The following is a 15970-nucleotide window of genomic DNA, read 5'->3' as shown; positions in this document are numbered from 1 at the left end:
TTGCTGCGAAAACAGAAGCACAAACAAAAGTGACAGCGTTACCTGAGGCAGTACAAGCAGAAAAAGATGCGCTACAAGGTCGTTTAAATGATCTGGTTGATATCACTTTACCAACAGTAAATGATCAAAATGAAAATGATATTTCTGATGATATTGATACTTTACTAGCGGGGGTCGAAGCTTTAATAGAAAGTGCTGAAGAAGCTTATACAACGGCTGAAGAGGATTTAGCTGACGCCTTGCAAGACGGTACTGTAACACAGGCAGAGGCTGATAAATTGCAAGAGTCCCTAGAAGCTGCTCAGGCAGCAAAAACTCTTGCACAACAAGCATTAGACAATATTGATCAAACTTCAGACGCGATTGAAGCTGCAAAAGCTCTATTGCAAGAAAGAATAGATGATCTCGTAGATATTGAGGTACCTGAGCCATTTGCAACAGCGAATAATGATGTGCAATTGGTATTGGATATCACACCGACTGTAGATGTTAATGAAACACCAACAGAGCTTAACTCAACAGGATTTACAGTGGGTTCTGTTGGCTTAGGTCCAGTGTTAAATGCAAGTGTGCTTGAAAGCGTATTTAGCTCTTCAGTTTCCCTTTCAGTCGAAGAAGGCACCGAAAGAGATATTAGTTTCTATGCTGATGCTGGTGGTCTTACAGCAGGGACGATGAACTTATTTATGTATAAGTTAAATGAGTCAACTGGTGAATATGAATTAAAAGAAAAAATTGATAATTGGTATCTCGTTGTATTAGGTGGTGTGTCAGAAACGATAAGTCGTTCTTTAGATGAAGGAGAGTGGCTCATTGTATTAGGTAACGGCCAAGGGTTGTCAGCTGCTACGGGGTATACATTAAGATTTGAATCAGATGCTGTACGTGATTTTAATAATCCAGAAGCTGTGACAGGAACAATAAATGGTAATGTGATTACGGATCAGGATTATCAAAATGGTACAGATGTCGTCCCAGAGGGTAGTAAAATCAGCGGAGTTATTCATGGTGAAGATACCATTAATCAATTTACAGATGGTATTGCAACAATTAAAGGGGAGTATGGCACTTTAACTATCTCTGAAAATGGACAATATACATATACAGTAGATCCATTATTTAGAGATTACGGTGAAGTTGATCGTTTTGTATATGAGGTAACGGCACCAAATGGTGAAAAACGCACAGCTGAATTAAATATTGAATTAGTGCGTGTTGCCACAGATGAAAATGCCATCATTGATAATACAGTATTACTTGATGTTACTCCTGATTTAACTGAAACCACAGGCGAAGAATTAGGTATTTCAAATGCAGTCGCATTGAATTTACTTGATCTAGGTATTGCTGGTGATGTGTTGTCTGCAAGTGTAATTGGTACGGAAGGTGTCATGGACTTCACTGTTGAAGACGGTACTTTCCAAGAAATGACCTTTACCGGTTCCGCGGGCGGGGTAACGATACTTTCAACATTTAATTTTGTTATCTATCGTTTAGATGAGAATACTCAACAGTTGGTTCAAGTACACGAAATTCCAAATTTTGTTCAAGTGCTCATTGGCGGTGGTGTTTCAACCCCGGTAACATTGAGTTTTGGTGAGGGTACTTACGTTGGTATTATCAAGCAAACTAGTGGTGTAAACGTAATTGGAGGAGCTTCAGCTCAAGTTACAGATGTCAATATTTACGATTATGCAAACCCAGAAACGATAACTGGATCAGTTCAAGGTGATGCGACTCAGATTACGACAGATAAATTAATATTGGTAAATAACACTGATGTGGTTGAAGGTGAAGCTTTAGTTGTACAGGGTCAATATGGCTCACTCAATATTAATACTGACGGTACTTATACCTACAATGTTACAGTTCCACAAAGCACAGTGGGTTGGACTCCACCATATGGTGAGATTGATCGTTTTGAGGTTGTAGTGGAACGAGCAGATGGTACAACTTACATTGAAGTTCTCAATATTAAGATTGATACCAATACAGTAGCTAACGATGCAGAAGTTGTAGACGTTCAAGCTGCAAACTATTCAACGCTCAATGAATCTGTAGAGTCTGGAATTATTGGATCTGCAAGTCGTACATTAGAATTTAAAGTTGAAGAAGGATCTTATATTAGTAGCTTAGATCTCCAAGGGAATATCACTCGTACTTTAACTAATGATAATCCTTCAATGAGTGTTGTGATTAATAAGGTGACTACTCAGCTTGTCAACGGCGTTGAACAACAAGTGCTTGAACAAGTTTATACCGGAAATGTTAGTATTACATGGCCAGCTGGAACAACATTTAATCCTTCGACATCAACGACTTATGCTTCAGAAATTATTTTAGATGATGGCAAAGTGCTCGATGCAGGTGATTATGTTATTTCAATTAACACAACGAGTGGTACATTTAATTCAGTGAATGTATCTAGTGCATCAATTACTGGAATAATGATCAATAATATTACTCCAACTGATACACCATTGCTTGAGGGTGATTTATTTGAAAATGATACAGCTATCGACCAAATTGATATTCTGAAAATTGGATCTAAAGAGCTTTATGTAAATGATCCAGCTAAAGGTGGTCAAGAGTTCACAGTTCAAGGTAAGCACGGTGTCCTTACTGTGTTCAAAGATGGCACCTATGAGTATCAACCATCAGGTTTAAGTGGAGGTCTTGAAACATTCACCTATACAACAGTTTCTAAAGCGGGAACATCACAATCTGCAACACTTGAAATTAATGTTTCGATGACGCTAACTGGAAGTGAGGAGGCAGATACCGTACAAGCATCTGCTTCAATCGATACTTTTACTCTTGGTGAAGGCGCAGATACAGTCCTTTATGATGTGCTCAATCAAGCTCAACATAACGAAAGTCCAGATATTTGGACTGACTTTAATCAAGCTGAAGGTGATCGAGTTGATATTTCTGCTTTATTAAAAGATCAGAATGTTACATCGTCTAACATTGGTGAATTTGTAACGATCAAACAAGATGGTGCAAATACGGTGATTAGTGTTGATACTGATGGGGCTAAAACGAAATATAACCCAACTGAGCTCATTGTTCTGCAAAATACAGATAGCAGTCTTTATGCGATCGATGATCTGTTAAAATATAATCAAATTTAATTAAACAAATGAAAAGAGGTCTTTCGAGACCTCTTTTTATTTTTAAAAAATGTGAAATCAAAAGTAATTGGTATGAAAAAAATAAAATACTAATAATTTGAATAAATTAATTTTTGAAGAACAAAAAATTGTATTTGTTATTTCGTCATTTGAAAAATATTCTAATAAAAAAATTCATTATGGAGACGAGATTGCAACAAAAAAATCATATCTAAGCACCATTTTATAGAGCTTTATGTGTTAGTCATCAGGGGTAGACTTAATCATAAAAAATGTTGTTTAGGATTTATTGATAATAAAAAATGGTAATGATTCAAAAAATTAAATTCCTACTCCAAAGAGATTTTCATCTCTATATTTAGACCTGTTTTTGAACGTTATTAAATAGAATATAGAAACAAACACTCGCTCCGTTAAAAAAAGTTAACCTTGCTCATTTTTATTTGTGTTTTCAGGTGGCTAGTATGGGGGGAGTAGTAATGTCTAATTTTATAACTCGATATGTGTTGCAGAATTAGGTTATAGAGATCATTTTGCCTGAGTTTGAAGAATAATCCGCTCATTACTCATTATTCACATTGGATTTAAAGGAATGCTTGCATAATTCGATATTCTTAAATTGGTTGAAAACTCAGTGCTTTAACTTTGATTGATTTTGATGCTTAAATAAACATGTGAATATGAAAATTTTAATCTGAAAATTTAACACTGCTATTTGTTTTTATTCTTGAACCATACTAAACCTGCTTGAGTATAAAAAATAAAAGAGCCATATAAGGCTCTTTTATTTTTAGATACAATAGCTTGATCGTCACGCGACACATAAGTTGTCATTTCTCTTTTAATAAATTCAAAAGCTTCGTAATATTTGCGACACATAATGACAATTTTAGCGACACAACCTATGTCATTTTTTGGGATATAGCGACACAACCTGTGTCATTTTACGAAAATAGTTCTTAGACTAAGAAAACTATAACAATTACTTTAATCTATTCATATATCAGGCATTAAGTTAACTACAAAGCTTCCTATAAATATTTTTTATTTCTCGATCATCTATAAAATATGAATTCGAGCATTAAGGAGATACATCTCGTGCATTATTCTCATGGTCAGCTTAGTTATCCAGTCTATGCTTATGCACAGTCGTATGCTCATGGTTATGTAGAAGGGACTCATCAACATGACAGAATCCAGTTACTACATACTCTTTCTGGAGTCATTCATGTACGAACGTCAGAAGGAATATGGGTCATCCCTCCATCTAAAGGTATTTGGATACCTGAAAACAAAAAACATTCAATCAAGATATTTGGTAATGTGGAAGCCCGAGGAATATTTGTTGATCCCTTTGCCCGTGCTGATTTCAATACGCAATGTAGTGTTGTTGCTATTCCAAAACTTCTGTCAGAACTTATTAATCAGGCTGTACAGATAAAAGAAGAAATCTTACCTCATACTAGAAACGAACGGCTTTTGGAACTCATATTAGATGAGTTACGCTTTTTAGAAGAAATTCCATTTCAGTTGCCAGAAGCAAAGTCAGAGATACTCAAAGAAATTTGTGAAAATATCAAAGCAGATCTCTCTGGAACCAACCATTTAGAGATGGTTGCCGAACAGCATGCTTTTAGCTCTAAAACACTTTCAAGACTTTTCCAGAAAGAACTCAATATGAATTTTAGTGTATGGCTGAAGCAAGCAAAATTGCTGCAAGCCTTGACTGATTTGGAAATGAGAAAGCCAATACTCAATATCGCTTTAGATTTAGGCTATGAGAGTCCTAGTGCTTTCTCCTATATGTTTAAAAGACAAATGGGAATGACGCCTACAGAATATATAAAGAAAAAATCAGATTAGATTTTGTCTTTTTCTAGATGGTATTTGTCTTTAAATCGAAAGAAAGACAAAAAATGATGATTCATGATGATGTGATTAAAGTCATAGGATCACATCATGTTAACTCATCCTCAAAATAAATATCGTCCATTCGATTTTTCCGATTTTACTGATAGAACATGGCCAAGTAAAAAAATTACTCACCCTCCTGTTTGGTGTTCAACCGATTTAAGAGACGGTAATCAGGCATTGGCCAATCCTATGGATCACGATAGGAAACTTAAATTTTTCCAAATGCTTGTTGAATGTGGATTCAAGCAAATTGAGGTTGCGTTCCCTGCGGCATCAGAAACTGATTTTAATTTTGTTCGTTACCTCATCGAACATGATCAGATTCCAAATGATGTTTGTATCCAGGTTATGACTCAAGCCCGACCAGACCTAATTGAAAGAACCTTTGAGTCTCTGATGGGAGCAAAGCAAGCGATTGTTCATGTTTACAATGCCACGGCAGAAGTATTCCGCAGAATTGTCTTTCAAAAGTCTAAACAGGAAATTATTGAACTAGCCGTTGCTTCAACACAACAGGTGAAATCTCTATGTAAGCAATATCCAGCAACTAAATGGACTTATGAATATTCTCCGGAGACTTTTTGCTTTACCGAAATTGAGTTTGCGCTAGAAATTTGTGAAGCCGTAGCTGAAGTTTGGGCTCCAAGTCCTAAAAATCCAATGATTATTAATTTGCCCACTACCGTTGAAGTCAGTACACCTAATATTTTCGCCGATCAGATTGAATTTTTTTGTAAAAATTTTACTAAACGAGAACAGGTTTGTATCAGTGTGCACCCTCATAATGATAGGGGAACAGGCGTTGCAACTGCTGAATTAGCATTACTTGCAGGTGCAGACCGTGTTGAGGGCTGTCTATTTGGTAATGGTGAACGTACAGGGAACGTTGATCTTGTGAATATTGCTTTGAATATGTACACACAAGGCATTTATCCTGAACTTGATTTTTCTGACATCAAGAAAGTGGCAGAGATCGTGAAAGAATGTAATGAACTTCCGATTCACCCAAGGCATCCTTATGTAGGTGAATTAGTATTTACAGCTTTTTCAGGTAGTCATCAGGATGCAATTAAAAAGGGTTTTAAAGCGAGAAATGTTCAAGATCATTCATTTTGGGAAGTTCCATATCTGCCTATAGATCCAGCTGATTTAGGGTGCAGTTATGAGGCTGTAATTCGTGTAAATAGTCAATCTGGTAAAAGTGGTGCCGCTTGGATATTGCAGCAAAATCATGGCATAGATTTACCACTAAAGTTACAAAAAGATTTTAGCCAAATCGTGCAAAAGATGACGGATAACAATAAGAAAGAGTTATCTCATGCTGAAATTTGGACAGTATTTAGAACGGAATATGGTATAAACGCTAATGAAGATAATTTTGAACTTGTAAGTTATCAATCGGATAAAAAAGATGATGTTTATGAAGTCAAACTATCTATTGAGTTACATGGTGAGATTATCAATCTAGTAGGTTGTGGAAATGGATTATTATCTGCCTCAGTCAATGCTTTAAATAAGAAATGGCCTTGTAAAATAACGATTGCTGAGTATTCAGAACATACTTTAGGGAAGCAGAGTAGTAGCCGGTCTATTAGTTATATTCGTTGTATAGACTACAGTGGAAATACGTATTGGGGAATTGCAATTGATACTGATATTGCTTCCGCATCTATCCAAGCACTATTGAATGCATTTTCTAGGTCGTATAAGTTGAATTATTTAGAAAAATTACAATTAATATGACTACAGTGATTAGGCAGGTGACTATATAGTGTTATTTTTTAAAGCAGAGATTTATATTTCTAATCGGTATGTGGTACTAAGGAAAAAAAACATTCACAATAAAATTTTTGAATGATTAAGTTATTGGAAGGAAGTAAGATGATTTAGCATTTTGCTTCCGACCATCCAAAGTCAAAATTGCTTCATGAACTATACTCATCTTACCTAAGAAGAAAGATATCAGATTTATATATTATTACGTGAAGGTTTTTTTAAACATTATATCGCTTGGAGACTCAATCGGTCACCTTCAACTATTTCTAGAGAAATTAAACGTAATCGAGCGAGAAATGGTTACTTCCCTACACATGCTAATACACTCGCTCGAAGACGCCATTGTTCCAATTCTAAAATAATCCCTTGTGAAATATAGGCACAAGTTATCTCTTATCTTCTATGGAGTCCTGAACAGATCGCTTCTCGTGTTTCAGTCAGTTTGCATTCAATTTATCGCTTCATTCGGCAGGATAGAAATAAGGGTGGCACACTCTTTCACAACCTACGTTTCAGAAATCAAAGGAAACGAAAGTACGGCTTTCATGAAACCCGTAGATGCATTCATAATAGACCTATTGAGATTGAGCATCGGACTCGCTTTGGTGATCTGGAAATAAACACGATTGTAGGTAAGAACTATCAGCAATCCTTGGTCTCGATTGTAGATCGCAAGACAGGTTATCTATGGCTCAAAAAGTGTAGCTCACGAAAGGCAGAAGAAGTTTGCCAAACAACTATCCGTCTATTTGAGCCGATCAAAGATCATCTCAAAACAATCAACGCAAATAATGGTAAGGAGTTCAGCCTGCATGAGTATACTGCTCAAGAATTAGACATAGACTGGTGTTTTGCTGATCTTTATAATGCTTGGCAACGAGGCACAAATGAAAATACCAATGGTCTAATCAGGCAATACATTAAAAAAGGGAGTGATTTAAATATCTATACGGATGAATACATCTCAGAAATCACTCAACGTTTGAATCATCGGCTAAGAAAAGACTCGGCTTTAAAAGTCCGAGTCAAGTATCATGGCAACAACATGGTGTTGCCCTTCAAATGTTAATCTAAGAATCTTAAAACTTAACCCTGCTATTTATTTTTTTTATTCTTGAACATACTAAACCTGCTTGAGTATAAAGAATAAAAGAGCCATATAAGGCTCTTTTATTTTTAGATACAATAGCGTGATGCATTACCAGCTTAACGCACCACCAGTTTGATAGTCTGTTACGCGAGTTTCGAAGAAATTCTTCTCTTTACGTAAGTCCATCATTTCTGACATCCACTGGAATGGATTGTTCACACCAGCAAATTGCTCAGGTAAACCTAATTGAGCTAAACGACGGTTTGCGATGAACTTCAAGTATTCTTCCATCATTGCAGCATTCATACCCAATACACCGCGTGGCATTGTGTCACGTGCATATTCGATTTCAAGCATCGTACCTTCAAGAATCATTTGAATGATTTCTTCTTGGAACTCAGCAGTCCACAAATGTGGGTTCTCAATCTTGATTTGGTTAATCATATCGATACCAAAGTTCAAGTGCATTGACTCATCACGTAAGATGTACTGGAATTGCTCAGCAACACCATTCATCTTGTTACGACGACCCATTGACAAGATTTGAGAGAAACCACAGTAGAAGAAAATACCTTCAAGAACACAGTAGAATGCGATCAAGTTGCGAAGCAAGATTTGATCTGTTTCAGGTGTGCCTGTTTTGAATGTTGGATCACTTAATTCTTGAGTGTACTTCAAGCCCCATGCCGCTTTACGCGCAACTGATGGAACTTCGCGGTACATGTTGAAGACTTCGCCTTCATCCATACCTAAAGATTCGATGCAGTATTGGTAAGCATGCGTGTGAATCGCTTCTTCAAATGATTGACGCAAGATGTACTGACGGCATTCTGGGTTAGTAATGTGTCGGTAAATCGCAAGAACCAAATTATTCGCAACCAACGAATCGGCAGTAGAGAAGAAGCCTAAAGAACGCATCACGATGGTACGCTCATCTTCAGTTAAGCCATCTTCTGACTTCCAAAGTGCGATATCGTGGTTCATGTTAACTTCTTGTGGCATCCAGTGGTTTGCACAACCATCTAGATATTTTTGCCAAGCCCATTCATATTTGAATGGAACAAGTTGGTTCAAGTCAGCGCGACAGTTGATCATTGCTTTATCATCAACTTGAACACGTTGAGCGCCCATTTCTAACTCTTCAAGACCTGGAGCAACGTCCAAATGTTCTAAGGCGTTAGATGCTCTTGCCAACGGATCGGCTGAATTTGTTGTTCCGTTTGAACTGGTTCGAGCGGGTTGTGCAGCTGCCACACGCGTCGGTTCGTTGCGTGCATCAGATACCACTTGTGGATTAGGCGCTTTTTGCGGTTCGATGGGCGCAGACTGCTGTGCTTGTGCAGTTTGTTTCGGTTCATCATCTTCGAAATCGTCCCAACTGAGGATAGACATATCAATTCTCTCTACGTTGCTTATATCTTTTTATTCAGACATCTCAACGTGAGACATCCTACTATACGCTTATATTGTGTAAGCAAAATTAAGTTTTGCCGATGAATGTACTCAATTTGTTCATTTGAGTAGATTGAGTTTCCGCACTACTTATTTTGCTTACGCTTCTGTTGTTTGCGAATGGCTAAAAATGCGTAGACCATCGGCGTGTAAAAGAAAATAAAGGCAAAGACCAATACCGCAAGTCCTAACATATAGTTATGAGTCATATGGTGCATGGTGGTTTCCTTTATTTTTAAATCTGAGAGACACAAGGTCTCTCAAAATTTCCTAATTACTTAGGATAGCTTCGAGTATGTGCAGACACTCGTTCAAAGCGATTAAATCGACGTCGAACGTATGAACGAACAGGGACTCTAGGACAAGTATTTTTCCTCATCTTCTTGCTCCTTGTAAAAAAAGGTGCTTTCAGAGGAGTGACTCACACTCTAAAGTTTGCTAAAGTATTCTTTGTTAAGTCCGTAAAAATTTAACGCTGAATACCTAGGTACTTTCTAGAGTTTTTATCAAATCTCTGAAAGCTTAGGTTTCTAATGGCTTGTTTATAGTTTCTATAGACAGGCCATTTTTATTTCCGTCTATAAAACTCATATTTAATTTCCTCCTGTTTTGTTCATCAAGTTTAAGAAATCCCCCTAAGTCCCCCTTTTGCAAAGGGGGACTTGCATCCCGCCATTTGCTTCGAGGAATCCCCCTCCTTTATTAACGGTGAGAAGCAAAGCTTCACAAGGGGGAGGATTTAAAACCTGTCAGATTATTGACAAGCCTCGCAATCAGGATTGTCAATTGAACATGCCATTGGCACTGGCGCTGCTTGTTCGAAGCCTTCTTCTGACGCTGCTGCTTCAGGTTTAGCTTCTTGAGCAACCGCTGCCACTGGCGCTGCAACTGTCGCAGGTTTAACTGCGTTTAATGCACCTGTGTTAATCGTAGATTTCTCAGCAGATGTCGCACCTAATGCACGAAGGTAATAAGTCGTCTTAAGACCACGTAACCATGCCATCTTATACGTGATGTCCAATTTCTTACCGTTTGCACCAGAGATGTAAAGGTTAAGAGATTGTGCTTGGTCGATCCATTTTTGACGACGTGATGCAGCATCAACAATCCAACGTGCTTCAACTTCAAATGCTGTCGCGAAAATTGCTTTTAACTCTTCAGGAATACGCGCAATTTTTTGTACTGAACCTTCGAAATGTTTCAGGTCATTGACCATCACAGAATCCCAAAGACCACGTTCTTTTAATGCACGAACGAGGTAAGGGTTGATGACAGTGAACTCGCCAGACAAGTTCGATTTCACATACAAGTTTTGGAATGTTGGCTCAATAGATTGAGATACACCACAAATATTTGAAATGGTTGCAGTCGGTGCAATTGCCATCACGTTCGAGTTACGCATACCATCTTTTTGGACTTTGGCACGTAACGTGTCCCAATCCAAACGTTGTGTGCGATCGACTTCAAACATGCGTTCTGGGCGAGATTTCGCAACCAGCTCAAGAGAGTCAATTGGTAAAATACCTTGATCCCACAATGAGCCTTTAAATGTTTCATACGTACCACGTTCAACCGCCAAATCGCTTGAAGTTTGAATCGCGTAGTAAGAAATCACTTCCATAGACTCATCTGCAAACTCAACCGCTGCATCAGAACCGTAAGCAATCTTCATTTCGTATAGTGCATCTTGGAAGCCCATGATACCCATACCCACTGGACGGTGTTTCAAGTTTGAATTACGCGCTTGTGGTACTGCATAGTAGTTAATGTCGATGACGTTATCGAGCATACGAACCGCAGTTTTAATCGTGCGAGCAAGTTTCTCACGGTCTAATTGACCACCTTGAACGTGTTGAACAAGGTTGATTGAACCCAAGTTACATACCGCAATTTCATCTTTGCTTGTGTTCAATGTAATTTCAGTACACAAGTTAGAAGAGTGCACCACACCTACGTGTTGTTGCGGTGAACGTAAGTTACATACGTCTTTGAATGTGATCCACGGGTGACCTGTTTCAAATAACATTGATAACATTTTGCGCCATAAGTCTTTCGCACGGACTTTCTTATGAAGCATGTCTGTTTCTTTCGCAATGCTTTCGTAGTAAGCATAACGTTCTGCGAATTCAGCACCCGTTAAATCGTGAAGATCTGGTGTTTCAGACGGGGTGAAGAGTGTCCATTCAGCATCTTCAAATACACGTTGCATGAACAAATCTGGAACCCAGTTTGCAGTGTTCATATCGTGTGTACGACGGCGGTCATCACCCGTGTTTTTACGAAGCTCTAGGAATTCTTCGATATCCAAGTGCCAAGTTTCAAGATATGCACATACCGCACCTTTACGCTTACCACCTTGGTTAACTGCAACGGCTGTATCGTTCGCTACTTTAAGGAATGGAACAACACCTTGCGATTTTCCGTTAGTACCTTTGATGTATGAGTTCAAGGCACGAACTGGTGTCCAGTCATTACCTAAACCGCCTGCCCATTTAGACAACATTGCGTTATCACGCATAGCGCCATAAATATCGAACAAGTCATCATCAATCGTTGTTAAATAACAGCTTGATAACTGAGGACGTAATGTACCTGAGTTAAATAGAGTCGGCGTAGATGCCATGTAATCGAAGCTAGAAAGTAAGTTATAGAATTCGATTGCACGATCTTCACGGTTGTCTTCATTGAGCGACAAGCCCATAGAAACACGCATGAAGAATAATTGTGGTAATTCGAAACGTACGCCATCAGAGTGGATGAAGTAACGATCAAATAATGTTTGAAGACCTAAATATGTAAATTGATTAGAGCGTTCTGGTTTAATCGCAGCCGCTAATTTTACAAGATCAAAATTTAATAATTCTGGAGAAAGAAGCTCTAGCTCAACACCTTTTTTCAAGAAGGTTTCAAGCGCATCATTTTCAAGCGTGTCTTTAGATAGGCCAAGAAACTCAAGACCGGTTGCAACTAAGTTGTCACGCAACAAACGTGCAGTGACATACGTATAGTTTGGTTCTTGTTCAATACGTGTACGTGTCGCCATCATCATCGTTGTAGAGATGTCTGATGCTTTAACACCGTTGTATAGGTTTTTTACAGTTTCATCGATGATCGCTTGAACATCAATGCCTTCTAAGCCTTCGCTAGCTTTTTCAATCTTCGCTTGTAAACGACTCAAATCTAATGGTTGGAGCTGACCATTTTGACCTGTGATCTGAAGAGTAGGGTGATGATGAGCACCTAACTCTTTACGCGCTTCAGCACGTTGTTCACGATAGATCACGTATGCACGCGCTACTTTTTGTTCACCTGTGCGCATTAAAGCTAATTCAACTTGATCTTGAATTTCTTCAATATGAATCGTGCCACCAGAAGGTAAACGACGCTTAAATGTATTCATCACCATCTCAGTCAGCTGAGTAATACGATCATGAATTCTGCTCGAATCTGCACTTGGTTGACCTTCAACAGCCAAAAATGCTTTACCAATTGCTACAGAGATTTTATCTGCATCAAAAGTGGCAACATCACCAGTGCGTTTAATCACTTGAAGTTGACCAGGGGTTGTATTAGCGCTCATTTCAGCGTCGCTCCATTCTCATCATTTTTATGCTTATGGACCATTTGAATCGGATAAAAACTCAAAAAATGAGCTATCGCGATATTTGAGGGTAAACACAAGACTTAGTGGTTTAATGTAAATTAAGACACAAGATACGGTAAATTTCAGGGTAGATCAATATTGACATTTTGATAATTTTTTTTCTGAGTTTAACACTCAAATTTCCCTATACTTTTTCCATGTTCCGCCATTTTTGTTATGTAGTCAGCGTCACAGGGTGCTAAGCATAACAGAGACTTTTTAGAGTGCTTATAGATAAGTTTGTGGATAACTCTGAAAGTGCAAATTGCTTCTCGAAAATAATTTTTTTGAAATATTTTGTTTAAAATATCATCAAATTGATTTGTGTTTGAAAGTTTAAAGTTGATTGAAAATATTGATCGACTTGGCAAAACTATCTATTTATCAATAGTTAATAAAAAGATAACAAAAGACTACGCTCGTGTATCAGTTTCGTGAACAGGCTCTTGTTTACAATGTAAACGTGTGTATATTGCAAAACATATCGATGTAAATCTGTGAATTTTAATCAGCAGATATCGTAACAATATAGGGGCATTCTATGAGCCAAGAAGAAAAGTTACCAAAGATTTTGATCGTTGAAGATGACGAGCGTCTTGCGCGTTTAACGCAAGAGTATTTAATTCGTAATGGATTAGAAGTTGGGGTAGAACCAGACGGTAATCGTGCAATCCGTCGTATTATCGCAGAGCAACCAGATATGGTGGTGCTGGATGTTATGCTTCCTGGTGCTGATGGTCTCACCGTATGTCGTGAGGTTCGGCCACATTATCATCAACCAATTTTAATGTTGACTGCACGTACTGAAGACATGGATCAAGTATTGGGTCTTGAAATGGGTGCAGATGATTATGTTGCGAAACCAGTTCAGCCACGTGTTCTATTAGCGCGTATTCGTGCTTTGCTTCGTCGTACAGACAAAACACCAGAGGATGAAGTTGCTCAACGTATCGAATTTGATGATTTAGTGATTGATAATGGTGGTCGTTCTGTAACCTTAAACGGTGAGCTTGTAGATTTCACAAGTGCAGAATATGACTTATTATGGTTGTTGGCATCTAATGCTGGTCGTATCCTTTCACGTGAAGACATTTTTGAGCGTCTACGCGGTATTGAATATGATGGTCAAGACCGCTCAATTGATGTTCGTATTTCTCGTATCCGTCCAAAAATTGGTGATGATCCTGAAAATCCTAAACGTATTAAAACCGTGCGTAGTAAAGGATATTTATTCGTTAAAGAAACCAACGGGATGTAATCACATCCCCGCGGTAATGCCCTCACTCCTCAGAAGGTCATACCTTAGTGTCTAAACACAGTATATTCCTGCGTATCTACGCAGGTCTCGTCATTTTGGTGGTGCTGGTTGCCATATTTGGTTATTTGCTTGTGCAAATCATCAACTATCAACGCGCGCAGGAATACCGTGAGTCATTGACTGATGGGATTTCGTACGTCATTAGCGAGGGTGTTTCAAGACAACAAACCATGCAACAAAGAATGGATTGGATATCAGATGCATCTGATTTGCTCGAACTTCCAATCTATTATCTAGAATCTGATAAAGTCGAACTTTCACGCACCGAAAAATATCGTTTAGAAAAGCGCAAAGCAGTGGTGCGGTATGACGCCAAAGAAAGTATTGCTTATGTCATTATTGGTTTAATAGATGACCCTGAGCATTTACTTTATGTGAAAGTGGATAATATTGGTGAGCGTCAAATGAAGGCCTTGCCAATCTTTGTATGGGAATACTTGGTTTATTATCCAGGGCAGGAAAGGGAATATCTTGCAAAAATTAAGCAACACTTTTCTTATGAGTTAAGCATTCAAAATCTTTCTGATCTCAATTTAGATTCCGAGCAAATTGGTCGTTTACGTGCGGATCAAGGGGTTATCCTGTATCAGGATAGCGCTAGCATTCGTGGTACTACGATTTCTGTCATTTCTCCAATGACGAATTCGTCTGGTGACGTATTGGTGATGGGACCAGTGCCAATGTTCAATTGGATGCCATTCCAATTGGCGGCAGGGATTACTTTGCTGAGTATGTTTATTTTGTCGCTTGGTGTGTATGGTCTGATTGTCCCAATGCAACGCAAGTTGAAGCAAGTTAACTCAGCCTTAAATGTTATGCAAAAAGGGGATATGTCCGTTCGCGTTCCTGTCGAAGGATATGATGAGTTAGCACATTTGGCAGCCAGCTATAACAGTATGTCAGATCATATACAGCGTTTGATCGAAGCTCAGCGAGAGTTAATGAGAGCTGTATCACATGAGCTGCGAACGCCAGTCGCACGTATTCGCTTTGGTATGGAAATGTTGGTTGATGAAGAGGATTATGAGTATCGTCAGCAACAAGTAGAAATGATTGATAAAGACATTGAGGCTTTAAATACCCTCATTGATGAAATCATGACCTATGCTAAGCTTGAGCAAGGCATGCCTTCTATTGATTTTGAGGAAATTCGACTATACGAAGTGCTTGAGCAAGTCGCTATTGAAACTAAAGCATTAAAAACCAATAAAAATATTCAATTACATTTGCCATCACAAGCTTTGGTGGTGGATGCTGAACGCCGTTATTTACATCGTGTAGTACAAAACTTAGTCGGAAATGCGATCCGATACTGCGATGATACAGTGCTGATCACTGGTGGGATTGATGCGCAGGGAATGGCGTATATTTCAGTTGAAGATGATGGTCCGGGGATTCCAGAAGAGGATCGTAAGCGAGTCTTTGAAGCTTTTGCTCGCTTGGATGATAGTCGTACACGTGCCTCAGGCGGATATGGTTTAGGCTTGTCTATTGTAAGTCGAATCGCTTATTGGTTTGGCGGTTCGATTCAAGTGGATCAAAGTCCTAAAATGGGCGGTGCACGATTTACTATGCAATGGCCAGCTAAAAGATTTAAAAAGAAGAAGATTGTTCAAACCAGTCAAACATCAGAATAAAGCAAG

The 15970-nt window shown here is 38.4% G+C and carries 10 protein-coding genes; 7 read left to right on the top strand and 3 right to left on the bottom strand.

What is annotated here, in order from left to right; genetic code table 11:
* From AC1M9M_RS11095 to AC1M9M_RS11075, 5 genes are all read left to right on the top strand, one after another.
* Window positions 1-3134, top strand: a 3134-nt coding sequence (locus AC1M9M_RS11095; RefSeq protein ID WP_481596347.1) for a BapA/Bap/LapF family large adhesin, incomplete at its 5' end; no start/stop codon positions are given.
* Between the two features lie 1098 nt (window positions 3135-4232).
* Window positions 4233-4997 carry an AraC family transcriptional regulator gene (locus AC1M9M_RS11090; RefSeq protein ID WP_481596346.1) on the top strand — a complete coding sequence of 255 codons (765 nt, stop codon included), beginning with the start codon at window positions 4233-4235 and terminating at the stop codon, window positions 4995-4997.
* 96 nt (window positions 4998-5093) lie between these two features.
* On the top strand, window positions 5094-6791 hold the full coding sequence (gene leuA / locus AC1M9M_RS11085; RefSeq protein WP_481596345.1) for a 2-isopropylmalate synthase: 1698 nt from the start codon (window positions 5094-5096) through the stop codon (window positions 6789-6791).
* A 223-nt stretch (window positions 6792-7014) separates the two neighbouring features.
* A complete protein-coding gene (locus AC1M9M_RS11080; RefSeq protein WP_481596350.1) occupies window positions 7015-7203 on the top strand; it encodes a helix-turn-helix domain-containing protein in 189 nt (62 codons plus the stop codon).
* A 63-nt stretch (window positions 7204-7266) separates the two neighbouring features.
* Entirely contained in the window at window positions 7267-7893 is a 627-nt protein-coding gene (locus tag AC1M9M_RS11075) for an IS30 family transposase (protein ID WP_481596344.1), read from the top strand.
* 129 nt (window positions 7894-8022) lie between these two features.
* Here AC1M9M_RS11075 and AC1M9M_RS11070 read toward each other — a convergent pair whose 3' ends face one another.
* The 3 genes from AC1M9M_RS11070 to AC1M9M_RS11060 all read right to left on the bottom strand — a co-directional run bounded on the left by AC1M9M_RS11070 (window position 8023) and on the right by AC1M9M_RS11060 (window position 12946).
* Window positions 8023-9306 carry a ribonucleotide-diphosphate reductase subunit beta gene (locus tag AC1M9M_RS11070; protein WP_035267248.1) on the bottom strand — a complete coding sequence of 428 codons (1284 nt, stop codon included), beginning with the start codon at window positions 9304-9306 and terminating at the stop codon, window positions 8023-8025.
* A gap of 146 nt (window positions 9307-9452) precedes the next feature.
* Window positions 9453-9584 (bottom strand): preprotein translocase subunit YajC, encoded by a 132-nt coding sequence (locus tag AC1M9M_RS11065; protein ID WP_481587302.1) that lies wholly within the window; start codon window positions 9582-9584, stop codon window positions 9453-9455.
* A gap of 536 nt (window positions 9585-10120) precedes the next feature.
* Window positions 10121-12946: a ribonucleoside-diphosphate reductase subunit alpha gene (locus AC1M9M_RS11060; RefSeq protein ID WP_481589064.1), complete on the bottom strand. Its 2826-nt coding sequence runs from the start codon at window positions 12944-12946 to the stop codon at window positions 10121-10123.
* A 604-nt stretch (window positions 12947-13550) separates the two neighbouring features.
* On the opposite strand from AC1M9M_RS11060, the gene bfmR reads away from it, so the two are divergent.
* Window positions 13551-14267 (top strand): response regulator transcription factor BfmR, encoded by a 717-nt coding sequence (gene bfmR / locus AC1M9M_RS11055; protein WP_035267251.1) that lies wholly within the window; start codon window positions 13551-13553, stop codon window positions 14265-14267.
* 47 nt (window positions 14268-14314) lie between these two features.
* Window positions 14315-15964, top strand: coding sequence for a sensor histidine kinase BfmS (bfmS, locus tag AC1M9M_RS11050; RefSeq protein ID WP_481596343.1), 1650 nt, complete (start codon window positions 14315-14317; stop codon window positions 15962-15964).
* The last annotated feature ends 6 nt before the right edge of the window (window positions 15965-15970 follow it).

The sequence above is a fragment of the Acinetobacter sp. ANC_7503 genome, assembly GCF_056780035.1.
The sequence above is the reverse complement of the archived record's forward strand: the minus strand, read 5'-3'. Positions and strand labels throughout refer to the sequence as shown.